Origin of the sequence: Candidatus Palauibacter polyketidifaciens (assembly GCF_947581785.1) — a bacterium.
Classification (GTDB): domain Bacteria; phylum Gemmatimonadota; class Gemmatimonadetes; order Palauibacterales; family Palauibacteraceae; genus Palauibacter; species Palauibacter polyketidifaciens.
Genome location: NZ_CANPVO010000040.1, coordinates 74756 through 100555 on the forward strand (window position 1 = coordinate 74756; position 25800 = coordinate 100555).

Annotated in this window: 21 protein-coding genes; 14 read left to right on the top strand and 7 right to left on the bottom strand. The window is 68.5% G+C overall.

Annotated elements, in window-relative coordinates:
• Window positions 1–147: 147 nt before the first annotated feature.
• The 4 genes from RN729_RS11370 to RN729_RS11385 all read left to right on the top strand — a co-directional run bounded on the left by RN729_RS11370 (window position 148) and on the right by RN729_RS11385 (window position 7675).
• On the top strand, window positions 148–3396 hold the full coding sequence (locus tag RN729_RS11370) for a hypothetical protein (protein WP_310784867.1): 3249 nt from the start codon (window positions 148–150) through the stop codon (window positions 3394–3396).
• Window positions 3397–3550: 154 nt separating this feature from the next.
• Window positions 3551–6352 carry a M14 family metallopeptidase gene (locus RN729_RS11375; protein WP_310784869.1) on the top strand — a complete coding sequence of 934 codons (2802 nt, stop codon included), beginning with the start codon at window positions 3551–3553 and terminating at the stop codon, window positions 6350–6352.
• 132 nt (window positions 6353–6484) lie between these two features.
• The gene (locus RN729_RS11380; RefSeq protein WP_310784871.1) at window positions 6485–6781 is read left to right on the top strand and encodes a hypothetical protein; all 297 of its coding nucleotides are present in this window, start codon (window positions 6485–6487) and stop codon (window positions 6779–6781) included.
• 30 nt (window positions 6782–6811) lie between these two features.
• A complete protein-coding gene (locus RN729_RS11385; protein ID WP_310784926.1) occupies window positions 6812–7675 on the top strand; it encodes a glycosyltransferase in 864 nt (287 codons plus the stop codon).
• Here the strand turns inward: RN729_RS11385 and RN729_RS11390 are convergent.
• The 3 genes from RN729_RS11390 to RN729_RS11400 are packed head-to-tail and all read right to left on the bottom strand — an operon-like array spanning window position 7672 to window position 11140.
• Window positions 7672–8490, bottom strand: a complete 819-nt coding sequence (locus RN729_RS11390) for a glycosyltransferase (protein ID WP_310784872.1) — start codon at window positions 8488–8490, stop codon at window positions 7672–7674. The two genes, RN729_RS11385 and RN729_RS11390, sit on opposite strands and share 4 nt — an antisense overlap.
• Window positions 8487–9431, bottom strand: a complete 945-nt coding sequence (locus RN729_RS11395; protein WP_310784874.1) for a sulfotransferase domain-containing protein — start codon at window positions 9429–9431, stop codon at window positions 8487–8489. Before RN729_RS11395 ends, RN729_RS11390 begins: the two co-directional genes overlap by 4 nt.
• Entirely contained in the window at window positions 9419–11140 is a 1722-nt protein-coding gene (locus RN729_RS11400; protein WP_310784876.1) for a sulfotransferase domain-containing protein, read from the bottom strand. The genes RN729_RS11395 and RN729_RS11400 overlap by 13 nt, the downstream gene beginning before the upstream one ends.
• Before the next feature lie 196 nt (window positions 11141–11336).
• Between RN729_RS11400 and RN729_RS11405 the strand changes: the two genes are divergently transcribed.
• From RN729_RS11405 to RN729_RS11450, 10 genes are all read left to right on the top strand, one after another.
• Window positions 11337–11864: a hypothetical protein gene (locus RN729_RS11405; RefSeq protein WP_310784878.1), complete on the top strand. Its 528-nt coding sequence runs from the start codon at window positions 11337–11339 to the stop codon at window positions 11862–11864.
• Window positions 11865–12001: 137 nt separating this feature from the next.
• Window positions 12002–12916, top strand: a complete 915-nt coding sequence (locus RN729_RS11410; RefSeq protein ID WP_310784880.1) for a sulfurtransferase — start codon at window positions 12002–12004, stop codon at window positions 12914–12916.
• A 60-nt stretch (window positions 12917–12976) separates the two neighbouring features.
• Window positions 12977–14512 (top strand): VCBS repeat-containing protein, encoded by a 1536-nt coding sequence (locus RN729_RS11415; RefSeq protein WP_310784881.1) that lies wholly within the window; start codon window positions 12977–12979, stop codon window positions 14510–14512.
• Window positions 14513–14530: 18 nt separating this feature from the next.
• On the top strand, window positions 14531–14950 hold the full coding sequence (msrB, locus tag RN729_RS11420) for a peptide-methionine (R)-S-oxide reductase MsrB (RefSeq protein ID WP_343218926.1): 420 nt from the start codon (window positions 14531–14533) through the stop codon (window positions 14948–14950).
• An 11-nt stretch (window positions 14951–14961) separates the two neighbouring features.
• A complete protein-coding gene (locus tag RN729_RS11425) occupies window positions 14962–17229 on the top strand; it encodes a multicopper oxidase domain-containing protein (protein ID WP_310784886.1) in 2268 nt (755 codons plus the stop codon).
• A 64-nt stretch (window positions 17230–17293) separates the two neighbouring features.
• Window positions 17294–17527, top strand: coding sequence for a hypothetical protein (locus tag RN729_RS11430; RefSeq protein WP_310784888.1), 234 nt, complete (start codon window positions 17294–17296; stop codon window positions 17525–17527).
• The gene (locus RN729_RS11435; protein ID WP_310784890.1) at window positions 17521–17865 is read left to right on the top strand and encodes a type II toxin-antitoxin system PemK/MazF family toxin; all 345 of its coding nucleotides are present in this window, start codon (window positions 17521–17523) and stop codon (window positions 17863–17865) included. Before RN729_RS11430 ends, RN729_RS11435 begins: the two co-directional genes overlap by 7 nt.
• Before the next feature lie 28 nt (window positions 17866–17893).
• Complete coding sequence (locus tag RN729_RS11440; RefSeq protein ID WP_310784892.1) at window positions 17894–19333, top strand: amidohydrolase family protein; 1440 nt, start codon at window positions 17894–17896, stop codon at window positions 19331–19333.
• A 13-nt stretch (window positions 19334–19346) separates the two neighbouring features.
• Window positions 19347–20564: a hypothetical protein gene (locus RN729_RS11445; RefSeq protein ID WP_310784894.1), complete on the top strand. Its 1218-nt coding sequence runs from the start codon at window positions 19347–19349 to the stop codon at window positions 20562–20564.
• 10 nt (window positions 20565–20574) lie between these two features.
• Window positions 20575–21582, top strand: coding sequence for an SDR family oxidoreductase (locus tag RN729_RS11450; RefSeq protein ID WP_310784896.1), 1008 nt, complete (start codon window positions 20575–20577; stop codon window positions 21580–21582).
• 54 nt (window positions 21583–21636) lie between these two features.
• On the opposite strand, the gene RN729_RS11455 is transcribed toward RN729_RS11450, so the two are convergent.
• From RN729_RS11455 to RN729_RS11470, 4 genes are all read right to left on the bottom strand, one after another.
• The gene (locus tag RN729_RS11455) at window positions 21637–22044 is read right to left on the bottom strand and encodes a type II toxin-antitoxin system VapC family toxin (RefSeq protein ID WP_310784927.1); all 408 of its coding nucleotides are present in this window, start codon (window positions 22042–22044) and stop codon (window positions 21637–21639) included.
• 5 nt (window positions 22045–22049) lie between these two features.
• Window positions 22050–22292 (bottom strand): type II toxin-antitoxin system prevent-host-death family antitoxin, encoded by a 243-nt coding sequence (locus RN729_RS11460; RefSeq protein ID WP_310784898.1) that lies wholly within the window; start codon window positions 22290–22292, stop codon window positions 22050–22052.
• A gap of 77 nt (window positions 22293–22369) precedes the next feature.
• Complete coding sequence (locus tag RN729_RS11465; RefSeq protein WP_310784900.1) at window positions 22370–24625, bottom strand: DUF5916 domain-containing protein; 2256 nt, start codon at window positions 24623–24625, stop codon at window positions 22370–22372.
• A complete protein-coding gene (locus RN729_RS11470; protein ID WP_310784902.1) occupies window positions 24616–25602 on the bottom strand; it encodes a threonine/serine dehydratase in 987 nt (328 codons plus the stop codon). The genes RN729_RS11465 and RN729_RS11470 overlap by 10 nt, the downstream gene beginning before the upstream one ends.
• Window positions 25603–25800 lie beyond the last annotated feature (198 nt).

Consider the following 25800-nt stretch of genomic DNA (forward strand, 5'->3'; position numbering starts at 1 on the left):
CCGGATTCGTGGCCCCCCGTTTCAGATTCCGGTGGGTTCATCTATTGTATTTGGGCTGTTGTTGGGTCGGGTGGGGTGGCCGGTGCCGGTTTCCTTGCCCGGACCGCTCCCTCCCCGCGGAACTCCTCCCGAAACGAGGTAAGCGAGATGCGTACGCGCTCAGGGCTCCCGGTGTCTCTTTCTCTCCTCGCGGTGCTCGCCCTCACCGCAGTCCCCCTTCCCGCGCTGGCCCAGGACGCCGATCTGCAGGCGGCCGTCCAGGCGCTCGAATGGCGCGAAATCGGCCCCACGATCATGGGCGGCCGCGTCGCCGACATCGCGGTCGACGAGGCCGATCCGTCCACCTTCTACGTTGGCGTGGCGACGGGTGGCGTGTGGAAGACGATCAACGGTGGAAGCACGTTCGAATCGCTCTTCGACGACCAGACGATGCTCTCCGTCGGGGACATCACCCTCGCCCCGTCGAACCCCAACGTCGTGTGGGTCGGCTCGGGCGAACCGCAGAACCGCCAGTCCTCTCCGTGGGGGATGGGCGTGTTCCGGTCGACGGACGCCGGCCGGACCTGGACGCACCTCGGGCTTGAGGCGACGCACCACATCTCCCGCATCCAGGTCCATCCCCGGAATCCGGACGTGGCCTACGTGGCGGCCATGGGTCGCCTGTGGGGCGCGAACCCGGAGCGCGGCGTGTACCGGACGATGGACGGGGGCGAGACGTGGGAACTTGTCCTCTACGTCGACGAGCACACGGGCGCGATCGACCTCGCCATGGATCCGGGCGATCCGATGACGCTGTTCGCGGCCATGTACCAGCGGCAGCGGACGCTGTGGGGTTTCAACGGCGGTGGGCCGGGTGGCGGCATCTACCGGACCATGGACGGCGGCGACAACTGGACGAAGCTCGCCGGCGGCCTGCCGGAGGGTGACGTGGGCCGCATCGGGCTCGACATCTACCGCCGGGACGGGAACCTCGTCTGGGCGATCGTCGAAGCCGACGCGCGCGCCCCGGGACAGGGCTTCGGTGCCCAGGAAGACGCCGACCGCAAGACGGGCACCTGGAAGTCGACCGACCGCGGCGAGACGTGGGAGCAGACGAGCACCACGAACAACCGTCCCATGTACTACAGCCAGATCCGCATCGACCCGAACGATCCCGAGCGGCTCTACCTGGGCGGTTCGAGTCTGTACCGCACCTCGGACGGGGGGTACAACTTCACGCCGGACGCGGCCTCCGAGGTCCACTCCGACCACCACGCGCTCTGGATCAACCCGGCGAACTCCGACCACCTGATTCTGGGCGGCGACGGCGGCGTCTCGATCAGCTGGGACCGCTCCGACAACTGGCGCCAGCTGACGAACCTGCCGCTCGCGCAGTTCTACGAGATCGGTGTCGACAATCGCGAACCGTACCACGTGTGCGGCGGCCTGCAGGACAACGGCTCGTGGTGCGGCCCCTCGGACACCTGGTCCAACCAGGGGATCCGACCGCGCGACTGGTACAACGTGGGGAGCGGCGACGGCTACTTCACCGTCCTCCATCCCAACGGCGAGGAGATGATCGCGGAGTCCCAGAACGGGAACCCGATGCGGGTGAACCTCAAGACGGGCGAGCGGCTGCGGATGCGTCCGCTGGGGCGCCCGGAGGGAGATGACGAGGATCTGCCCGACTTCCGCTGGAACTGGGACACGCCGGTCGAGGTGTCGCCGAGCGATCCGAACACGGTCTACTACGGGTCCAACGTCGTGTTCAAGACGCCCGACTACGGCCAGACGTGGGAGCAGATCTCCCCCGACCTGACGAAGGCCATCGACCGGACGACGCTGGAGATCATGGGCGTCCTCGGCTCCGAGCCGATGATGTCGGCCAATGACGGGACATCGAGCTTCGGCAACATGATCTCGATTGAGGAGTCGCCGCTCGATCCGATGGTCGTGTACGCGGGCACCGACGACGGGAACCTGCAGGTCACGCGGGACGGCGGCGCGACGTGGACAAACGCGGCGCCGAACATGCCGGGCGTGCCCGACCAGTTGTACATGACGCGCATCGTCGCCTCGCACGCCGACGCGGGCACGGTGTGGGTCGCGGGGGACAACCACCGCAACGACGACATGGCCCCCTACCTGTACGTCTCGAACGACTTCGGCGAGTCGTGGCGGGCGGTCAGGGACGGGATCCCGGACGGCTGGTCGCTGAACGCGCTGGCGCAGCACCCGCGCGCGGCGAACCTCCTCTTCGCCGGCAACGAGATCGGCACCTACTTCACGATCGACGCCGGGAACTCGTGGCAGCCGCTGCTGCGGAACATGCCGCCGGCGCCGGTGGACGACATCAAGATCCAGGAGCGCGAGAACGATCTCGTGATCGGCACGCACGGGCGCGGGATCTGGATCATGGAGGACATCACCCCGCTCGAGGAGTTGAGCCAGGAAATCCTCGCCTCCGAGGCGCACCTCTTCTCGACCCAGTCGGCGGTCGCGTACAACCCGTACACGCCGCAGGGCTGGACGCCGGGCGTGTGGGAGGCGGAGAACCCGCCGCAGGGCTCCCGAATCCGCTACTGGCTGGGGAGCGACCTGCCGGAGGCCCCGATGGCCGGCGAGGAAGGCGGCGAAACCGGCGAGCGGATCGTGACCTCCGGTCCGTCCGCGAACGGCGATGACCCGGCGCCGATGTCCGAGATGGCGGGCAAGGCGACGATCACGATCCTCGACTCCGATGGCTCCGTCATCCGCGAACTCGAGGGCGGCGGCGACCGCGGCCTGAACGAGGTCATCTGGGATCTCCGCTACGAGCCGCCACCGGCCGCGCCGGGCGGTGGCAACTTCTTCCGCTCCGGCAGCGTGGCGCCGAAGGTCCTCCCGGGGACGTACACGGCGCAGCTGGAGGCGGCGGGGCACACGCTTCAGACGTCGGTCACGGTGCGGCTCGATCCGCGCGTGAACATCAGCCAGGGCGACCTCATGGCGAGGCAGGAAGCGCTCATGAGCGCCTACGCGCTGGCGAAGCCGGTGAACGAAGGGCTGCAGGCGCTGGCCCGGATGCGCGAGCACCTTTCCGCCATCGAGGGGCAGATCGAGGGCCACGACGTGTCCGAGTCCCTCACCGGAGAGGTCGAAGCCGTGGGCGAGGAGCTGGACGAGATCGGCGACGTGCTCGACACGGCCCGGGGCGGTGCGGGCGTGTCCGGTGGCCTGTCCGGTTACCACACGGCGCCGACGGCGGACATGCTCTACCAGCTCGAGCGCGGGTGGGGTGCGCTTCCCGGCGCGATCGACCGCCTCAACGCCGTGATCGAGGACCGCATGCCGGCGCTCTACGCGGCGCTGCAGGCCGCGGGGGTCCGTCCGGACCTCGGCGATCCGGTGCAGGTCCCGATGCCGCCGATGCGCTGAACGCGGTCGTCCGACCGCCGACGCCAGGCGTCGACCCGGCTCAAGCCGAAACCGCCCGCCGCGAACCCGGGTCTCCGGGGTCGCCGGCGGGCGGCGGCGCTTCCATAATGGGCGCCGAACCTCTGCACACGATTCGCGCAAGGAGAGTCCGCACATGTCGTTCTTCGCCCCCCACCGGACCGCGGTCCGCGGAGCCCTGCCGTCCGTCGCGATCGTCCTCGGAGTCGTGGCCGCCCGGCCCGGCCTCGCCCAGGAGCTGACGACCCCGCAGGCCTTCTTCGGCCACGAGATCGGCGCCGACTACGAACTGCCGGACTACGGCGACCTCTCCCGCTACTGGGAGACGCTGGCCGCCGAGTCCCCGCGCATGGCGCTGCAGTCGATCGGGACGACGGCCGAGGGCCGCGACCAGCTGATGGCGATCGTTACCTCGCCTGAAAACCATGCGCGCCTCGACGAGTACCGGGAGATTTCCGCCCGCCTCGCGCTTGCCCGGGGTGTGACGGAGGAGGAGGCGCGAGAACTCGCCAGGCGCGGCAAGGCCATCGTGTGGATCGACGGCGGCCTTCACGCGACGGAGGTACTCGGCGCGCAGCAGTTGATGGAGACGGTGTGGCAGTTCGTGAGCGGGACCGACGACGAGACGATGCGAATCCTCGACGACGTCATCATCCTCTTCGTCCACGCTAACCCCGACGGGATGGATCTCGTCTCGAACTGGTACACGCGGGTCGAGGAGAAGACGGAGCGCTCCACGCGCGGGATCCCCGTCCTCTACCAGAAGTACGTGGGGCACGACAACAACCGGGACTTCTACACGTCCTTCCAGCCGGAATCCGAGAACATGAACCGGCAGATGTACCGGACGTGGTATCCGCAGATCGTCTACAACCACCACCAGACGGGACCCACCGGGACCGTGCTCTTCGCACCCCCGTTCCGCGATCCCTTCAACTACAACATCGACCCGATGGTCATCACCGGGATCGATCTCGTGGGGTCCGCGATGCACTCGCGCTTCACGGAAGAGGGGAAGCCGGGGGCGACGCGGCGGCGCGGCGCGAACTACTCCACGTGGTGGAACGGCGGTCTGCGGACGACGCCCTACTTCAAGAACATGATCGGGCTCCTCACGGAAACGATCGGGAACCCGACGCCGATGGAGATCCCGCTCATCCTCGAGCGGGTCCTGCCCAACGACAACCTGCCCGCCCCGATCGAGCCGCAGCCGTGGCACTTCCGACAGTCGGTCGACTACTCGGTGACCGCGAACAAGGCGGTGCTCGACGTCGCCTCGCGCTACCGCGAGACCTTCCTGTACCGCATATGGCGCATGGGGATGAACTCGATCGAGCGCGGCAGCAGGGACAGCTGGACGATCCACCCCAGGCGGGTGGACTGGCTGCGCGACGAGATGCGGGCCGGGGCGGCGGAGGCGGACTTCGCCCGCAACGTGGGCGGTTTCGGCGGCAGCCGCGGCACGCGCGCGGACTACGACAAGCTGTTCGAACCCGACCTGCGCGATCCCCGCGGGTATATCCTCCCGTCAGACCAGGCCGACTTCCCGACCGCGACGAAGTTCGTCAACACGCTGCTCGAGAACGGCGTGATCGTGGAGCGGGCGACATCCGACTTCAGCGTGGGCGGCACGCAGTATCCCTCCGGCTCCTACGTGGTGCGGGCCGCGCAGGCCTTCCGGCCGCACGTCCTCGACATGTTCGAGCCGCAGGACCACCCGGACGACTTCCTCTACCCGGGGGCGTCGCCGACCCCGCCGTACGACAACGCGGGCTGGACGCTGGCGATCCAGATGGGGGTCGAGTTCGACCGCATCCTGGAGGGCTTCGACGGACCGTTCGAGGAGATCACGGAGTGGAACGCGAGCCCCATGGCGGGTGTGGTCGCGGACGCGGGCGGGGCGGACGGCTTCCTGTTCAGCCATGAGGCGAACAACTCGTTCACGGCGATCAACCGGCTGCACGCCTCGGGGCACGAGGTTTATTGGCTCACTTCGCCGCTGCGCGAGGGCGGCCGGATGCACCCGGCAGGCACCTTCTACGCGAAGAGCCGGCGCGGGACGGACGACGCGGTCGCGTCACTGGCCGCCGAGCTGGGCATCGACTTCCAGGGTCTGGACGACGATCCGGACGCCGACGCTCTGCGGCTGCGGGCGCCGCGCATCGCCCTCTGGGACACTTACGGCGGTTCCATGCCGTCCGGCTGGATCCGCTGGATCCTCGAGCAGTTCGAGTACGCGGACTTCGAACTCGTCTTCCCGCAGCGGCTCGACGCGGGAGGTCTGAGCGAGGACTACGACGTCATCATCTTCCCGCAGGGCGCCATCGGTACGCGGTTCCAGTTCGGGAGCTTCGGCGGGCCGGAGCCGGAGACGATTCCCGAGGAGTACCGGGACCGGCTCGGCCGGGTCACCTCGGATGCGACGACGCCGGCGCTAATCGAGTTCCTCGAGGACGGCGGCTCGATCGTCACCATCGGCGGCTCGACGGCACTCGGGAACGAGCTCGGGCTTCCGCTTGAGGACCATCTCGTGAAGGACGGAGAACCGCTGGGCCGGGAGGACTACTACGTGCCCGGGTCGATTCTGAAGGTCACGGTGGACAACTCGCGGCTCGTCGCCACGGGGGTTCCGTCGGAGCTCGCGGTATCGTTCAACAACAGCCCCGTGTTCGGCGCCTCGGCGCTGGCGGCGAGGAACGACGGGGCGACCGGAGTGACGCCGCTCGCCTGGTTCGACGCCGACGCCCCTCTCATCAGCGGCTGGGCGTGGGGCCAGGGGTACCTGCAGGGCGGCGTGACGATGGCGGAAGCGAAGGTGGGGAACGGGCATCTGTACCTGTTCGGCCCGCTCGTCACGCGGCGCGCGCAACCGCACGGCACCTTCAAGTTCCTGTTCAACGCGATCGCCCTCTCGGCGGCGGAGCCCGAACGACCGTAAGGGGCTGGATCCCTCGTGTTGACAGCGAGTTGACGCAGGCTGGGAGAATACAGCTTGCTCGCTCGCCGCATCTCTGCGGCGTACGTTGTACGTGTCGACCCGGGAGGTATCGTTGCGAAGAAGGAGCGCCGCATGAGCGGCGAGATGATCGCGATCATTGCAGCCGCCATTGCGCTGGCCAGCGTGCTGGTTCCGGGCATGCGCGGGATGCGGCGCGACATGCAGCAGATGGAACTCCGGCTCTCGGAAATCACCGAACGGATGTCGGCGCAGGAGACCCGGCTCACCGAGCGGATGGCGACTCTGGAGACCAAACTCACCGAGCGGATGACGCGGCTGGAGACGACGCTCACCGAACGCGTCGCACGCCTCGAAGGATTGTTCGAGGGCTCCATGCGCTCCCGGAAGCCGCGCAAGACGCGAAACTAGTTCTCCACCCTGGCTTCAGTCTCCGTCGTCCTGAGTACGTACAACGCGCCGGACGAACTCGAACGCACGCTGTGGGGGTACTCGGTACAGACGTGCCCTGAGTTCGAGGTGGTCGTGGCGGACGACGGCTCCGGGGCGGAGACGCGCGATCGGATCGAGCGCCTGCGGGCGTCCACCGGTCTCGCGATCTCCCACGTCTGGCAGGAGGACGACGGGTTCAGGAAGTGCCGCATCCTGAACCGCGCGATCGTCGAGGCTCGCGGAGACTATCTCATTCTCAGCGACGGCGACTGCATTCCGCGCGACGGCTTCGTGGAAGCCCACGCCCGGCTCGCCAGGCGGGGGTGCTTCGTTTCGGGAGGGAGAGTTCGTCTCGCCAGCGAGATCGGGCGAGGGATCGCAAGAGACGATGTGATGGACGGCAAGCTGTTCGACGAGACCTGGCTCCGTGAGCGGAGGGCGCTCATCCGGGGGCGGGACCGAAGCAAACTCACTCGCTCACCGCGCCGCGCCGTCTGGTTCGATCGCCTCACAACTACGCGGGCGACGTGGAACGGGCACAACGCATCGGCCTGGAAGACCGACCTTCTGCGCGTGAACGGCTTCGACGAGCGCATGACGTATCCGGTCGAGGACCGCGAACTCGGCGAGCGACTCCGCAACGCCGGGGTTCGCCCCCTCCAGGCCCGGCATCGGGCGGTGTGCGCTCACGTGGAGCACGACCGGCCCTGGCTCGATCCCGATGCGCAAGCGACGAACGAACGGCTGCGCGCCGAAACCCGTGGCGTGCCCCGGCCGCTCCGCATCTTCCCGGGGTTCGCGCGCGGCCGCGACTGGACGGAGCACGGGATCCGGAAGGGCCCGAGACCGCGGAGTCTTGCCACGGACTTCTAGCCGTCGATTCCCCGTTCGGCGCGGACCGTGTCGGAGCGGAGGCGGCGCTCGAAGCGCTCCCGGCTGGTGGGGTCGGGGGGGCGCGACTCGTGCCAGAGGTGCAGAACCGGGACGGCGTAGCGGCCCTCCTTGCGTCGCGCTCCGTTCCGGATGAGGCGGACGACGAGATCGTTGTCCTCGAACCCCCACCCCTCGAAGCCCTCGTCGAATCCGTTCACCGCCAGGAAGTCCGAGCGCCAGAGGGCGAGGTTGCAGCCCTTGACCCCCTGCCACCGCCGAGGTGACGCGCGTCGCAGAGGCCCCAGCGGCAAGCGCAGCAGCGGCGTGAAGCGATCCACGCGTCCCCGGAGCCACTCGCCAAGCCAGCGGGGGGCGCTCCAGCGCTCGATGGCCGCCGACTCGCGCGCGACCGCGAACCGAGAGAGTCCGGGGTCGAGCCGCACCCGGCTGCCGTGGACGAAATGCCCCGGCTCGGCGAGCCGCGCGTGTCTCTCCACATAGTCCGGCCGCACGAGACAGTCGCCGTCGAGAAAGATGAGGTACGGCCGCTCGGTCGCGGCGGCGGCCCGGTTCCGGATCGCGGCCAGCCGATACCCGCGGTCCTCCTGCCGGACGTGCCGCAGATCGAGGTCGGATTCCTCCGCGTGCCGCGCGACGACTTCGCGCGTGTCCGGGCCGGAACCGTCGTCGGCCACGACGATCTCGAACCGGCGGCACGTCTGTTCGGCGAGAATCCGCAGCACCGCGTCGAGGGCGTCGGGCCGCTCGTAGGTCGAGACGATGACCGCGATGCCGGGGCCGCCGTGCGCCTTCACGCCAGGTATCCCGCGCGCTCCATGACGGGGCCGAATGCGGCTTCGATGCGGGCCGCATCCCCGGGATCCATCTCATCCCTCCATCCCTCCGCCTGTCCCCGCCGAATGAACCGCCCCTCGCCGCGGGCGCGCCCAGTGTAGGCCTCCGCGCCGTGGCGCCCCTCCAGGTCGCGCATGGCCTCGAACGACCCGCGCGCCACCGCCCGGGAAAGCCGCTCGGATGTCTCCGCCGGAACGTCTCCCGCAGGAAACGCTCCGATGAAATGCGCCACGCCGCGTAACGCAGCCTCACGGTCGGAGATCAGGTCCTCGTAGCGCACGACGCAGACCCTCTCGCCGTCCTCCTCGCGTTGGAGCGCGGTCGCGACCTGCCGGTCCCAGCGCCTCAGGTGCTGGTGCCAGCCGTCGAACGGAGGGCCGCCGGACAGGTATCCGTCCACGAATCTCGAGAGCGTCATCTCACGGTCGTCGAACATCGTCGCGAACATGTGCCAGAAGGAGACCAGGACCGCACGCGGGTCGCGCAGAAGATAGAGGGTTCCGGGATAGCGGTGGGGATAGCGGGGGTACTCGTTGCGGAACACCCTCGGATCCGGGAGGTGATCCCAGGCGGAGATCGCGTGGTCGCGGCCGTGTACGAACGGCACGTGGTCGCCGACGTTGTACAGGCTCACGTCCCCGTGGCGATCGTCTGACAGCAACACGGACAGCATGTAGGCGAGCCAGGTGTTCCCCGACTTCGGATGGCCGATCAGAAAGACATCCGTCGGCCTCAGGGCCTGCAGGAATCGAGGCTCTCGCAGCCGGTTCCGGACCCCGTCGCGCAGCCGGTAATAGCCGACTCGACGCTTGCCGCGGCCGAACCAGCGCTTGAAGGCCGGAACCGGGCGGCGCCGGACCCGGGGCGGGTCGAGTCTCGGCGGCCGGTTCACCGGGACCACGGCACCTGCCGCCCGACGAGTTCCGAGACTTCGTCCGCGTCGAAGGCGTACTCCCGTTCGAGATGTTCGCGCACCCAACCGGGCATGGGGACGGGAGCCGACGCGTTCACCGGCTTCTCCAGCGACTCGGCGTCCGCTACCACGACCTTCGCCTCGAGGAATCCCAGGAGATCGCGCATCACGTCTTCGGGACGCTCCCGGATCTCGTCCAGGAAGCCGAAGAAAAACTGCTCACGCGGAAAGTGCTCGAACCACGCCCGCAGGCAGGTCGCATAGTCGCTGCGCCGCCGGACCGGGTCGCTGTTGAAGAACGAGACGAGTTCGTCGCGGCTCACGGACTCCAACGGCTTGCCCCGCCACCGCGGAAACCCGTTTCTCGCTTGCGACCAGGCGCGGTCGATCGGGTCGCGCATCATGAAGATGAGTCTGGAGTCGGGCATCCACTCGGCGACGCGGCGGATGACGGCCGGCTCGAGGATCGCGTAGGCGGGCGTGATCTCGCCCCGGATCCGGCCGCCCCGCCGGGTACCCCTCCCGCCGCCCCGCCGGGCGCGGACGAAGCGGGCGAGATAGCGGATCTGGTTGAACCGATCTCGCGCTGAGCCGCTCGGGGCCAGCGCTCCGAGCTTGCGGTCGAAGAAATGGATTTCCTTACGGTCCATCCGAATCTGCGGGTGGCGCGAGAGCTGCGCCGCCACCCAACTCGTGCCCGCACGCGTGGCGCCGATCCCCAGGAAGCCGGGCATCCAGCGCTTCAATGCGCGCTTGCGCGCCGGACGCTCGTCGGCCGGACGCTCGCCGCGCGGGGATCTGTCTGGCCGTCCCCCGCCCGATCCGGGCGGCCGCGCCAGACCGACCTGTTCATCGAGGAACGTCGCGGGCAGGCGACGAACCGCGCGCATGTCGGCGCCGCCCGCTCCCCCACCGCGCAGCCGCTGGAACGTGGCCCATTCGCGCCGTTTGCGGGCCGAAGGAAAGTCCATCGTCGACCAGTGATCGAACTCCTCCTCGTCCAGAAACTTCAGTTCGTAGAAGCAGACAGGCGCGAAGTGATGCGTCCGAAGCCAGCGGGGGCGAATCAGTTGTTCCCAGTGCTCGCGCTTGTGGAACCGCACGCGATAGTCGCAGGGGGCGAGCCGCACCTCGCGGTTCACCTCTCCGCGTGGCGCCAGGAAGGAGCCATCCGGCGTCCGATACACGGTCTGCCCGACGAACGACCAGGCGGCCGGCCAACCGCGTCCGAGCCGGGACAGCATGCCGGCGAAGGCGCCCCGCCGCTCGCGGGTGAGCACCATGTCCGCGTCCCACTTGCAGGCGTAGCGCCGCGTGCAGCGGGACAGCGCCCAGTTCGTGAAGTAGACGAGGGAGTGCAGCGAATCGGCGGGCGTCCCGTCGTGCTCGGGACCGAACCGCCCCACCCGGAAGGGATACGAATGAAGGCAGATCTTCTCTCCCGCGTCGCCGGATCGCTGCAGGTGCCGCACGATCTCGGCCGTGTCGTCCCGGCTCCCGTTGTCGATCACGTGGATCTCGTCGAACACCGGGAGGATCGAGCGCAGGCAGTACTCGATCTTCGACGCCTCATCCTTCGCCCGCACGAAAGCGCTCGTCCCCTGGGCCCGATTCCGGCGCGGGAGGACAAACGAGAACTCCGAGTTCCCTTCGCGGTTCCGGAACTCCGTATGGCGGGGGCGAAACGGGAGCGGCATGAACTCCGATCCGGACGAGGGGTAGCTGCCAACCATCCGACCCACTCCAGGAATTCCTGTCAACCCGAAAACGGATCATGGAATGCAACGAATGTCACGATCGGCGCCGGTTATCGTTCTCTTGATCGGGCTCATCCGGCTGGTCGTGCCAGGTACCGCTGCGGGTCAGGAGTGTGCGTGGTCCGCGAGTGCCGGGTTGACGATCCCCGCGACGAGGGACCTGCGCGTGGAGGGGCACCGCACGAACCTCAAGCTGGGCTGGCTCGGTCGGCTGGGGCACACGTGCGGATCGGACACTCGCCGTTACGGGTTCGACGCGGACGCGCAGCGCACCTATGGATCCGGCGACATCTACCTGTTCAGTCTGACCGGGAGACTCAGTCGGATGTTCCGCGACGGTTCGGATCCCCGTATCCCCTGGTTCGAACTCGCCGGAAACGCCGGCTTCGCCTACGCCTTCGACCCGAACGATTACGTCGAAATCCCTGTCGTGCCATTCGTGGACCGAACGCCCAACCGGGTGATCGACCTCCCGGGCGTCGGAGTCACGGCAGGCGGGGGCATGCGAGTGGGTTTTCCTGCGAGTCCCAACGGGACCTTCCTGCTGGACGTCGGTTTTCGGGCCACTCTACTACCCAACCGGAAAACGAACGGGCCCCTGCCAGGCACGCACCGCGTATTGGTGACGCTGCCTGTCGCGCTCGGGTATCGGCTAACGCTGTAAGTCCCTCACCGAGTCTACGTCCCCCGCTCGGCATGCGTTTGCTGCCCTCCCGCCCGCGGGAATATGCTCATCCGGAGCGGAAAGCGAGTCGAATGCGACGGAAGAGACCACCAATGCAGAGTTCCGGAGATATCCCCATGCGACGCGTCCCCATGCGACCGGCGGCAGGCCTCACGATTTGGCTGGCAGCGCTGGCGGTTTCGGCTCAGGCCGGCGCCGCGCAGGCCAATCCGGGCATCCTCGTGAGTGGCGACTGGCTCGTCGAACACCGGGACGATCCGGATGTCGTCGTGCTGCACGTCGGGATGGGCCGCATGGCGCCTCTCGAGGAATACGTGCGGGGAGCGCGCTTTCTCGAGTACCACGACATCGCCGTCGAGCGAAACGATCTCATCACCGAACTCGCGCCGGTCGAGGATCTCGTCGAGGTCTTCCGCGCCGCGGGCGTCTCCAATGACAGCCACGTGGTCGTGGTGGGGGACCCCGGTCTTCACGCGGCCCGCGTCTTCATGACGCTGGATTATCTGGGTCACGGCGACCGCACCTCGGTGCTCGATGGAGGGTTGGCGGCGTGGAAGGCGGCAGGGGGCGAAGTTGCCGCAGAGCCGACGGAGCCCACCCGCGGCGACTTCGAGGCGGAGGTCCGGGAAGACATGCTCGTGACTGCGGAATGGATCCACCAGCGGCTCGACGACCCGAACGTCACGCTGATCGATGCCCGGCCCGAGGACGAGTACACGGGCGAGCGGCCCGGGCGGGACTTCCTGCGCGGCGGGCACATCCCCGGCGCCTACAACCTCTACTGGCAGGACCTCACGGGCGAGGACATTCCCACGCTGATCGACCTCGCCGAGGTCGAGGCGCGCTTCGAGGAAGCGGGGGCGGCGAAGGACGGCGTCGTCGTCAGCTACTGCCTCATCGGCATGCGCGCGAGCTACACCTACATGATTTCCAGGTATCTCGGCTACGACACGAAGTTCTACGATGCCTCGTGGAACGATTGGGGCCGGCGGGACGATCTCCCGCTCGTCACCGGCAAGGCCCGCAGATAGCTTGCGGGTCTCGGGTCTGCCTTCGGATCGAAGGCGCAGGAAGCTGCAGGAGGTTGTGAAATGAAGACCGTCTCCGGAGTACTCGCCGCGCTCGTCATCTCCGCCGCCGCCGTGCTCGTCCTCGTGGGCACGAACCGCGGCGAGGCCGCTGCGACGGAAGTGCCGCCGTCGGCCGCTGCATCTTCGTCGGTCGCCGTGTCTCTCGTCTCGCCGGCCCCGCACTCGATCGAAGCCGGTCCGGAGTCGCCGGTCGAACTCGTGCTCGCGCAGCCGCTCGACCCCGGCGGGTTCGATCCGTCGGCGCTGTCCGTGTTCGGCCGCTGGAGCGGCGTGATGACCGGCTCCGTGCAACTCTCGGACGATGGCCGGCGCATCCGCTTCGAGCCCGGCGAATCCTTCCACGCCGGCGAATCGGTCACGGCTTCGCTGCGCGCCGGGGAGATGCTCGCGGACGGCGGCGCCATGGAGACGGGGTTCGCGTGGAACTTCTGGATCCGGCCGCAGGCGGGCTCGCTGGACATGATCGACCGTGGCGCGCGAACCGTGCTCGACGATGGCGAGAAGCACGTCCAGCCGTACGGGGCCTACGCCGGCGACTTCAACGGCGACGGCTACCCCGACATCGCGATTCCCAACGAGGTCTCCGCGGACGTCCGCGTGATGTTCAACGACGGGAAGGGGGACTACAGCGAGTTCCGCGTCCTCGACATCCCGGGCGGGAGCTGGCCGAGCCCGAACGAAGGGGCGGATTTCAACGGCGACGGCCTCACGGATTTCGTGGTCGGCAACGCGGGGAACGATCTCGTGTCCGTCTTCCTCGCGGATGGCGAGGGCTGGTTCGAACTGGGGAGCAACATCGAGTCGGGCAGGAACGTGCGCGGCGTGTGCATCGGCGACTTCGACCAGGACGGCTGGCCGGATGTGGCGGCGGTGAACATGTCCGTCGGTCCGGAGGAATCGCGCGGCAACGTGGCCATGCTGCTCAACAACGCGGATGGTACGGGCGATCTGCGCCGCGCCTCCGAGATCGCTTCGCCGGGCCAGGGCGAGAAGACGTGCGCGACGGCCGACGTGAACAACGACGGCCTGCCCGACCTGCTCGTCGGAGCCTACTTCACCGACGAAGTCCTCACCTACCTGGGGGACGGGCGCGGCAACCTCGAGCTGGGCACGCGCGTGCGCGCCGGCGGCAAGCCGTGGATGATCGTGGCGGGCGACGCGAACGGCGACGGGAACGTCGACGTGATGTCCGCGAATCGTGAAGGGAACAACGTCGCGGTCCTCATCGGCGACGGCGCCGGCGGCTTCGCCGATCCCGTCGAGTACGAGACGGGCGACTCGCCGCTGGCGGTCGACGTGGGCGATATCGACGGCGACGGCGACCTCGATGTCGTCACGAGCGACTTCGAGGGCAACAGCTTCACCGTACACGAGAACGCGGGCGACGGAACGCTCGTGAACCCCCGCTCTTACGCCGCGAGCACCAACGGCTCGTGCGTCGTCATCCACGACCGGGATCTGGACGGGGATCTCGATCTCACCGGCGTGGACGAGACGGACGACAAGATCTTCATCCTGGAGAACCCCGGGGGATAACCCGGTAGAACCGTGTAGATGGGAAAGATGGGGAAGATAGACAGGAAGGCGAAGGAGGAGTGGCGGCAGAAACTCCCCGAGCAGGCCTACAAGGTGCTGTTCGAGGAGGCGACCGAACGCGCGGGGACGAGTCCGCTCAACGATGAGAAACGCCCCGGCACCTTCGCGTGCGCGGCCTGCGGAGAGGCGCTGTTCACGACCGACATGAAGTACGACAGCGGCACGGGGTGGCCGAGTTTCTTCGAGACGCTGCCCGACGTCCTCGAGACGAAACGCGACTTCAAGCTCATCCTGCCGCGGACCGAATACCACTGCGCCCGCTGCGGCGGACACCAGGGACACGTCTTCAACGACGGCCCCGAGCCCACGGGCAAGCGCTTCTGCAACAACGGCGTCGCGCTCCGGTTCATCCCGGACGACGACCAGCGGGACGACTGAGCCCGACTCCGGTGAAGCCGGCGCTGGCGGCGGGGGTGCTGGGCCTGCTCGCCGGGGCGTCCGGTACGGCGGGCCAGCTTCCGGGCTCCAGCGGAGCCTGCGAAGCCCGCAGCGCGGAGACTCGCGCGGCCGGGGCCGCCGGGGCGCTCACGGACACGCCTACGGGCCGGGTCGCGGCCGACCTCCATTGCATCAGCCTCTACTCCACGGCGCGGAGCGGGGACGCGCAGGGGTTCGTCGAACTCGGACGGGTGCCGTCGCCGTTCGGCGTGACGGTGACGCCGTCCGGCCACCATGTCCGCGCGTTGACCGCGCACATCGAGGGCCTCCCGCCACCCTCCAGCCTCGGGCCGTACGCAGTCTACATGGCGTGGGCGACGCCGCTCGAACTGGCTCCCGTGGTGCCGCTGGGCCCGGTCGGGAACGGCGAGCACGCGCTGGGGCGCGTCGCGTTCAACAAGTTCCTCGTGATGGTCAGCGCGGAGGCGTCGGCCAGCGTCACGACGCGCGAGGGGCCGCTCGTGCTGCGGGGCCGCTCGCCGTCCGCGCTCATGGAGGCGCACGACCTCCTGGCCCTCGCGCCGTCGGCGACGCGGCGGGCGGCCGACCGGGGCCCGACGCGCTGGGACGCGCCGCCCGCGTACCCCGGCATCGCCATGCTGCCCGGCGTGATGGACCTCGAACCGCGCGCTCGCCCCGCAAGCCTCCGAAGCGCGGCCGACCTGCCCCCGTGGGAGACGCTCCCCGAGCCTGCTCGGCGCCAACTCGTCGATCTCCCCGACGGGGGCACGCTCGACCTCGAGGCGACCATCGTCCGGCGGGAAATCGACGGCCGCCGACTCGCCATGCTCGCCTTCAACGGCCAGCACCCCGGTCCCCTCATCCGGGTCCCGGAGAAGTCCACCATCTTCGTGAATTTCACGAACCGGACCCCGTACCCGACGGCGGTGCACTGGCACGGCATCCGGCTCGACAACGCGTTCGACGGCGTCCCGGGCCTCACCCAGGATCCCGTCGCCCCCGGCGAATCGTTCCGGTACCGGATCTACTTCCGGGACGCCGGAATCTACTGGTACCACCCGCACCACCGCGAGGACGTCCAGCAGGAACTCGGCCTGTACGGGAACCTCCTCGTCGATCCCGCCGACCCGGACTACTACGGGCCCGCGAACCGCGAGGAAGTCCTCATCCTCGACGACATCCTCCTCGACGACGACGGACTCGTGGACTTCGGCGAGGAATCGGCGAACTACATGCTCATGGGCCGGTTCGGGAACCGGGCCCTCGTCAACGGCGAGCCGGGCTACGAACTGGAGATCGACCGGGGCGGGGTCGTCCGCTTCCACCTCACGAACGCCTCCAACACGCGCACGTTCAATCTCTCGTTCGTGGACACGGAACGCGGCGGGCTTCCCGATCCCGACCAGCGCGTGGCCGATCCCGATGCGGCGGACCCGAATCGTCTTCCGCTCAAGGTCGTCGCGTCGGATGTGGGCCGCTTCGAGCGCGAGGAATGGGTCCGAAGCGTGGTCCTGGCTCCCGCGGAGCGCTACGTGATCGACGTCCGTTTCGACCGGTCCGGCACGCACGCGCTCGTCAACCACGTACAGGGGATCAACCACCGGCTGGGCGTCTTCCGGGCCGAACTCCGGACGCTGGGCAACGTGACGGTCGCGCCACGGGCTGCGGCCGACGACCACGGGGGCGCGTTCGGGACCCTGCGCGAACACGCGGACGTCATCGCGGACATCGACCGCTACCGGCCCCGCTTCGACGACGAGCCCGACCGTGAACTCGTGATGACGCTCGAGACCGACGATCTCCCGCTCCCCATCGAGCGCTCGATGGCCTACGACTGGGTCTACTTCAACCCGGTGGAATGGACCGGGACGATGCCGCGCATGAACTGGGCCACGACCGGCCGCGAGATCCGCTGGGTCCTGCGGGAGACGGCCACGGGGCGGGAGAACGAGGAGATCGAGTGGAACTTCGCCGTCGGAGATGTGGTGAAGATCCGCGTCGTGAACGACCGGGGCGCCTTCCACGCCATGCAGCACCCGCTACACATCCACGGCCAGCGCTTCCTCGTCCTGTCGCAGAACGGGGTGCCGAACGACAACCTGGTGTGGAAGGACACGGTCCTGTTGCCCGCCGCATCCACGACGGACATCCTGCTGGAACTGTCGAACCCGGGCCGCTGGATGATTCACTGCCACATCGCCGAACACCTGGAAGCCGGCATGAAGATGACGATGAACGTCGCCGACGCCCCGCCGTGACCGGACGCCGGGCCAGCGATCGTCCGAGGTTGACCTGTGGGTTATACCACAGTATTACTACGGTATGAAGACAGCGATCTCCGTGCCCGATGAACTGTTCGCCTCCGCCGATTCGCTCGCGAAGCGGATGAGAGTCTCGCGAAGCGAACTCTACGCGACCGCAGTGGCCGAATACGTGGCGAAACACCGCAGCGAGGACATCACTGCGAAGCTGAACGCCGTCTACGCCGACCTTTCCGGTGAAATGGATCATGCTCTTAGGCGGGCTCAGGCTCGATCCATCGCCGAAGAATGGTAGTTGCGCGGCGAGAGATAAGGTGGGCGGATCTGGACGAACCAAGAGCATCGGAACCGGGATTTCGTCGCCCGATTCTCGTAGTGCAGGCAGACTCGTTCAATCGAAGCAGACTGAGGACCGTGATCGGCGTAGCCCTCACCTCGAATACGCGCTATCTGGACGCCCCGGGCAACGTTCTTCTGCCGGCATCGGCAACAGGTTTGCCAAAGGACTCCGTGGCAAATGTGACCCAACTCGTGACCATCGACGAAGATTATCTCGGGGACCGGTGCGGCCAGATATCACGCAAGCTCATGAGTCGGGTCGAAGCCGGACTGCGGCTCATCCTGGATCTGTAGACGCCCGGCAGTGAGAAAGGAGGTTGTCATGATGACCACCCAACGCCGTGCCCTCTTTGCCCTCGTCCTGGCGCCGGTCGCCGGCGCACTGCTGTACTCCGATGCGCAGGCACAGGAGGCGATGGAGGACTTCATCGCGGTGCAGGCGCCGACCGTCGCGCTCACGAATGTCAAGGTGATCGACGGGACCGGCGGCCCCGCTCGCGAGGGGCAGACCATCGTCATCCAGGATGGCCGCATCGCCGATGTCGGCCCCGTCGATGAGGTTGCGGGGCGGATTCGCAACGCGCAGGTGCTCGACCTCGAGGGCCACACCGTCATCCCGGGTCTCATCGGACTCCACAACCACAGCTACTACACCGGCGGGAACGGACGGGCCGCGCAGCTCTCCTTCTCGGGGTCGCGGCTCTACCTCGCGTCCGGGGTGACGACGATCCGGACGACCGGCGCCCGCGCGCCGTACGAGGAGATCAACCTCAAGCGCGCGATCGACGAGGGGCGCACCATCGGCCCGAACATGTTCACGACCGGCCCCTACCTCACGGGGCAGGAGGGTTCGCAGTCGATGGCCCAGCTCGAGGGGCCGGAGCAGGCGCGTCGCCTCGTCCGCTACTGGGCGGAGGAGGGCGTGCCCTGGTTCAAGGCGTACACCTGGATCAGCCGCGAGGAACTCGGCGCGGCGATCGACGAGGCGCACCGGCACGGCGTGAAGGTGACGGCCCACCTCTGCTCGGTCGGATACAGGGAGGCGGTGGCGCTCGGGATCGACAACCTGGAGCACGGCCTGCTCGCGAACAGCGAGTACTTCCAGGGGAAGGAGCCGGACGACTGCCCGTCGGGGTTCCGGAACGGCTACGCCGATCTCGACGTGAACTCCGAGGAAGTGCAGGAGACGTTCCGCATGATGATCGAGAACGACGTCGCGATGACCTCGACGCTCGCGGTGTACGAGATCTCCGTGCCCGGCCGGGGTCCGATCGACGAGCGGATCTACGACATCCTCGCCCCGGAGATCGCGGCGGAGGTGCGGGAGATCGCGAATCTGCGGCGGAACGCGACGCTCGATTCCGGGATCGGGATCCATCCCGACGTCTATCAGAAGGCGCTCGAGTACGAGTACGCGTTCGTACAGGCCGGAGGGACGCTCGCGGCCGGCGTCGACCCCACCGGGTACGGCGCGGCGCCCCCGGGCTACGGGGACCAGAAGAACTATGAACTGCTGCTCGAGGCCGGGTTCACGCCTGCCGAGGTCGTGCAGATCATGAGCGCGAACGGCGCCAGCGTGCTGGGAATCGACGACGAGACGGGGACGATCGAGGTCGGAAAGGTCGCGGATCTCGTCGTGCTGGAGGGAGACCCGGAGGCGGACGGCCACATCCGCGAGACGCGCATCGTGTTCAAGGCCGGCGTGGGCTGGGATGCGCCGAAGCTCATCGACTCGGTTCGCGGCATCGTCGGCATCCGCTGACGGGCCGTCCCCGGTGAACTCGCGAGGAGAGGTGCGGGTCCGGCTCTCGGGCCTGACGATCATCGCGCTCCTGGCGGCGGCGCTCGGCGGCCCGCGGCCCGCCGCCGCCCAGCTGACCGCGGCGGACTCCGCAGCCGTGCTCGTCGCGACGGCGGCCGATTTCGAGGAGCGCGGCGAACTCGAGGTCGCCCGGGCCCTGTATGAGGAGGTCGTCCGCCGCTACCCCGGCACTCCGGGTGCGGCGCTGGCCCGGGCTCGGCTGGAAGGGTTGGGGGCTCCGGCGGGCGCGACGCCGGCGGGGCCGCCTCCGGGCGGCGGCCCGCAGGATCGGCGTGGCGACACGGAGTTCCGCGTGTGGTCCACGATGTATGGGCTGTGGCTCGGCGTCGCGGTGCCGATGCTTGCGGAGGCGCGCGGCTCCGAACCCTACGGCGCGGGTCTTCTGCTCGGCGGACCGACGGGCTACCTCGTCGGCCGCGTGTTCTCGCGTTCCCTCTCGGTGGGACGTTCGCGCACGATCAGTTGGGCCGGCACGTGGGGCACATGGCAGGGCGTGGGCTGGGCGAACGCGCTGAATCTGGGCGCCGATCCCGGCTGCGAGTACTGCGAGCCGGGCGAGACGGAGGCCGTGGCCGCGGCACTGGCTGGCGGATTGGCCGGCATCGTCACGGCCGGCCTCCTCGCCCGCGAGACTTCGGAAGGTACGGCCGCGGCGACGTACCTCGGCAGCCTTTGGGGGACGTGGTTCGGACTCGGGGGAGCGACCGCGCTGGATCTGGGCGACGAGGCGATGTGGGCGAGCACGCTGCTCGTGGGCAATGCGGGCCTGATCGCCGGAACACTGGCGGGGAGCCGGTTCGACCTCTCGTCCCGCCGCGCGCACATGATCAGCCTGGGCGGTCTGATCGGCGGCTTTGGCGGGGTCGGCATCGTGCTCATCACGAAGCCCGGAAGCACCAGCGGCGAGTTCGCGATTCCGCTCGCGACGAGTCTCGTGGGTCTGGGTTTCGGGGCCCTGTTGACCGGCGAGTCGGAGGACGCGCCCGCGGGAGAGTCGAGCGCCGCCCGAGCAGCGTCCGGTTTGTCGTCTCCGGCTCTCCTGAACTGGTCCGAGGGAGAACCGTTGGCGGTGGGCCTGCCGCTGCCGTTCCCGACAACGGTCTTCGATCCGGGACGGACCGGACGACGGCACACCGCTTGGAACGTCCCGCTCGTCCGCTTCCGCTTCTGAGACAGGCGGGATGCCGGATCGTCCGCTGAAGGACCGTGTGGCCGTCGTCGTCGGCGCGACGCGCGGCGCCGGGCGCGGCATCGCCCGCATGCTCGGCGAGGCGGGCGCCACCGTCTACTGCACCGGCCGCAGCGTACGGGGCCGGCCCGCCACGCCCGGACGGCCGGAGACGGTGGAGGAAACGGCGGCGATGGTCACGGCGGAAGGCGGCCGGGGCATCGCCGTCCGCGCCGACCACACGGTCGAGTCCGAAGTCGAGCAACTCTTCGCCCGCGTGCGCGCCGAGGCGGGCCGGCTCGATGTCCTCGTGAACGACATCTGGGGCGGCGACGCGCTGACGGAGTGGGGGAAGCCCTTCTGGGAACTCGCCATCGCGCAGGGTGAGCAGATGCTGGAACGCGCCGTCCACACGCACATCATCACGAGCCGGCACGGCGCTCCGCTGATGGTCGAGCGCAACGCCGGCCTCATCGTCGAGGTGACCGACGGCGACACGTTCGGCTACCGCGGCAACCTGTTCTACGACCTGGCGAAGAACGCGGTCGTCCGGCTCGCCTACGCCATGGCTGCCGACCTCCACCCGCACGGCGTCACGGCGCTCGCGATCACTCCCGGATTCCTGCGCTCAGAGGCGGTGCTCGACCACTTCGGAGTCACCGAGGCGGATTGGCGCGAGGCGATCGAGAAGGACGAGTACTTCGCCGAGTCCGAGACGCCGTGCTACGTCGGCCGCGCGATCGCCGCGCTCGCCGCCGACCCGGACGTCGCGGCAAAGAGCGGCGGACTGTTCTCGAGTTGGGGCCTCGCGAAGGAGTACGGCTTCACCGATATCGACGGCCGCCAGCCCGACTGGGGCACGTTCTTCCTGGGAAAGGTGAGAGGCATCCTCGAACGGGACACACCGCCGGACGAGATGGATGTCTTCGTCGTTCGCAGCCGGCTCCACCAGGCGGAACTCGACCCGTCCGCCAGCGAGGAGGCCGACCACCTCCGCGCCTGGCTGGAGCGCCACGAGTAGCGGATCCCCCTAGCCACGTCCCGCGGGAACGCGCCGGAGCCTCTCCGAATCCGGCTACGTTGCGGTCGGCACCTCCAGTCCCGCCGTTCGTGCCGCTTCCCCGAGCGCCCGATCCAGCGTGGCAAGCGGTAACCGCATCCGGATGGCCAGTTCCAGATACATGGAGTCGTAGACGGAGAGCCCGTGCGCGTGGGCGACTCCGAGCACCGGTCCCCGGATGCGGGACGTGGAAACGGGATCGATCGTGAGCGGCAGAGCTTCCAGGTTTCGCCAGATCCGCGGCCAGTCGCTCTCCGCGATCCGCCCTCGGCGCGTAGCGACGAGCAGCACGTTCGCGACCTCGATCGGCCACAGGGACGGAACGAACGCTCGTCCTTCCGTCAGGGCATCCCGGAGCCGAGCCGTCTCCTCGGTTGCCTCGTCCGGGAACACCCAGGCCATCGTGACGGAACAGTCGAGCACGAACGTCAATGCCTGCGACCTTCCTCAATCATGTCCCGAACTGAGAGCCCGCCGAGACTGTGTGTCGCCTGGAACGCCTTCAGGTCGTCGATCGCGGCCTGAACCTTGTCGGGGTCGGTCGTGCGGAAGGGGATCAACTCCGCGACGGGACGGCCGTGCCTCGTGATGACGAAACGCTCCCCCGTCTGCACGCGGCGCAGGAGGCGGGGCAGGTGTGTCTTCGCTTCAAAGGCGCCGATGTCCGGCATGTTCCTCCTGAATCGAATTCGAAAAGAAATAGTCAGACCAGACTGATACTAGTCTAATCTGCGAGGGCCACGCAACGTCAGAAGCCGATGGACTTCGACACTTTCGCGGCGAGGACGCGCTCGACCGTCATGCCGGCGTCCAGGTCCCGGCGCTCGGTGTAGACGAGGAAGATGTCGCTGAGCGGCGAATACAGGTAGTTGAAGCGCACGTTCGTGACGAACTGGTCCTCGGCCGCATTGTACTGGACGAAGGCGCTGGCGAAGACCTTCGTCGAGAGGCCGTAGTCGACCCGACCCCCGAAGACGTCCGCCGTGAACGCCCCGTCCGGGAGCGAGATGTCGTTGTGGTTCGCCGAGAGATCGACGGAGAGGTGATGGCTCGGCCGCCACATGAGGCCGCCCGACAGCGACGTCAGCGTCCCGTCGAAGAACCCGCCGCGCTCGACCCGAACGAACCCCGTCAGCGCCCGCCCCGGCGCCGACCGGTACTGCACCGAGCCCGAGCCGAAGTCGTAGCGGCCGGTCGGGATTGTCGCGTCCCTCGAGACGCGGAAGGGTTCCCGCAGGAGTTCGAACCGGTCCGTGTAGTTCAGCGTGAGCCCGCTCCCGTTCAGGAACGAGATCCCGAACCCCGCCGTCCGCCTCCGCGTCACGAGGACGGACTCTAGATCCCGGATGTCGTCGAGCTCGACCCAGGGATTGACCTCCTGCACGCCGGGCACCGGCGGCCGCGGGTGGAGCCCCACCGTCGCGTAGCTCTGGCGGATGTCGCGCCGGCGCACGAAGCCCACCGTCGGGTTGAAGTCCTCTCCCACGTGGCGCCACAGCGCGGACACGTCCCACAGTTCGTCGCGCCAGCCGGCCCACATGCGGCCCGCAAGGGCGTTGCCATCGGCATCCGGCGAGTCGGTCCAGGCGAGGAACGGGGCGAGGAGCAGCGACGGGAGCGGCCTCAGGTTCGCATCGAACCCCACGTTGCGGTTGAAGTCGGGGTAGCCCTCGATATCCGAACCCGTCGCCTCCCGGTTGATGAAGATCGCGCCCACGTCCGACGTCCCGAACACGCTCCGGCGCGCCCGCATGACCGAGAAGTTCTCGGCCGGGAGGCCGCGGCCGGACCGGGTCTGGAGGTTCATGAGGCCGACTTCGAACCCGGCCGTCCGGCCCGTGAGCCGCGCGCCGCCAAGGATGGGGATCGGCTCCCCCCGCCCCGTGAGTCCGATGCGGCGCGAGTGGAAGAGGGTGAGGTCGCGCAGCGAGACGCCGGTCCGGTAGCTGCGCTCCGACTGGTCGCCGAAGGCGAACGTGCCGGAGTTCTCGACGAAGAAGTCCCGTTTCTCAGGGAAAAAGAGCGGGAAGCGGGTCAGGTTGACCTGCTCCTGGTCGACCTCGACCTGGGCGAAGTCCGTGTTGTAGGTGAGGTCCAGCGTCAGCCCCGGCGTCACCCCGAACTTCACGTCGAACCCGATGTCGGCCTGGGTGCCGGCGCGCCCTTCCTCGATCAGCGTCCCCGTCTGGTCCTGCGCGAGGGCGTAGGGCTTCACCCGCAGGTTGAGTCCCGGCCCCACACCCCGGAATCCGGTCAGCGTCCCCGCCTTCGACATCTTGTGGATCTGGTCCCTCCGGTCGAGCGGCGCCCAGAACGTATCCTCCGCCTTCCGCCGGATGCGCCGCAGGATCTGGAGTCCCCAGGTCTGGTCCTCCTCCGAGGGATTGAAGCGGAGCGTGGAGAAGGGGATCTCGATCTCCACCGTCCAGCCCTCGTCGCCGCGGGTCGTCTCGACGCGGATGGGGCCTTCCCACGCCTGGTTCTCGGAACGGCTGTCGTCGAAGAGCTGGACGTCCTTGAGCGCCCCACCGGGATTCACGAGGAACATGAACCCGTTGCGGCGGTCGAGGTACGTATCGAGCGCCACGCCGAAGACGTCCGATGACCCGCTGTTGAAGTCCTGCTTCAGGCTGGAGATGAAGTAGCGGTCGGGCTCGGAGTCGAGGCAGATCGCTCCGATGTAGAGGGCCCGGTCGTCGTAAGCGAAGTAGACGACGGTGTTCTCGGTCGCGGGCGCTCCGGTGTCGGGACGGGACTGGACGAATCCGGTCAAGGGCTGAGCCTGCCGCCAGACGGGGTCGTCGAGGCGGCCGTCCACGGTGGGCGGCGTCTCCGTGCGCAGGGCCGCGGCCGTCGGGCGCGGCGCGGACTCGACCGCGATCCGGGCCCGTCCCTCCTGGCCCGGCTCCTGTGCCGTGGCGCCGGCCGGTGCCAGCGATCCGAGCAGGAGGACGGCCGGAGCGAGGCGGAGACCGCCGTTCAGTTCCAGCTCCTTCAGTTCCAACTCCGTCCCCGAAGTTGTTCGACGTCGAGGTTCCCGCCGCTGAGGACGCAGGCGACCTTCGTCCCCGGCGGCGCGTCGATGAGGCCGTGCAGGACGGCGGCGACCGGCGCCGCGGCCGCGCCCTCGGTCACGAGCTTCGCCCGCGTCATCAGCCACAGCATGGCGTCGAAGATGTCCTCGTCGGGAAGCGTCACGACGCGCTCCACGAAACGGCTCACGACGGACGCCGTGTTGTCTCCCACCCGCATCACCTTGAGCCCGTCGATCGCGCAATCCACGGTCTCGAGGGTGATCATCTCCCCCGACTCGACCGTGCGCTTCATGGCGGGCGCCCCCGATGATTCCACGCCGAACACGCGGATATCGGGGTTCACGCTCTTCAGCGCCATCGAATTGCCGGAGATGAGGCCGCCGCCCCCGATGGGGATGACGACGATCTCGACCTCCGGCCAGTCCTCGAGGATCTCGAGGCCGAGGGTGCCCTGGCCCGCGATCAGCCGCGGGTTGTCGAACGGGTGCACGTACGTGAGTCCGCGCTCCTCGACGAGTTCCAGTGCCCGCTCGTTCGCCTCGTCCCAGATCGATCCGTGAAGCACGACCTCCGCGCCGTATCCCTCTGTGGCCGCGACCTTTGCCGGAGTCGCGTTCTCGGCCATCACGACGACGGCGGGAATCCCGTACAGGCGGGCCGCCAGCGCGACGCCCTGCGCGTGGTTCCCGGCGGAGGAGCAGATGATGCCCCGCGCCTTCTCCTCCTCGCCCATGTGGGCCATCACGTTCAGCGGCCCCCGCACCTTGTACGAACCCCCGCGCTGGAAGAGTTCGGCCTTGAGCCGGATGTCGAACCCGGAGGCCTCGCTCAGCGAGCGCGACGTGAGAAGGGGGGTGTGGTAGACGTGCGGCGCGACGTGCTCCCGCGCGCGCTCGAAGTCCTCGAGGGTCAGTGTGAGTCCGGGGATCTCGACGTGTGGCGTCACTCGGGCCGTCTCTCTCGGGTGGGTGGTGGGCCGGCGGGCGGCACCTTGCCCGTGGCTGCGCCCGGGACCGCCCGAGCGTAGTCGATAATCCCCCACCCGAAGCCGAACACGCAACCGGGAAGTACCGTCACCTTGCGGCGTGAGGCGTTTGTCGGCGACACTCAAGCCTCCTCCCCGCACGGATATCCAGCCGAGGAT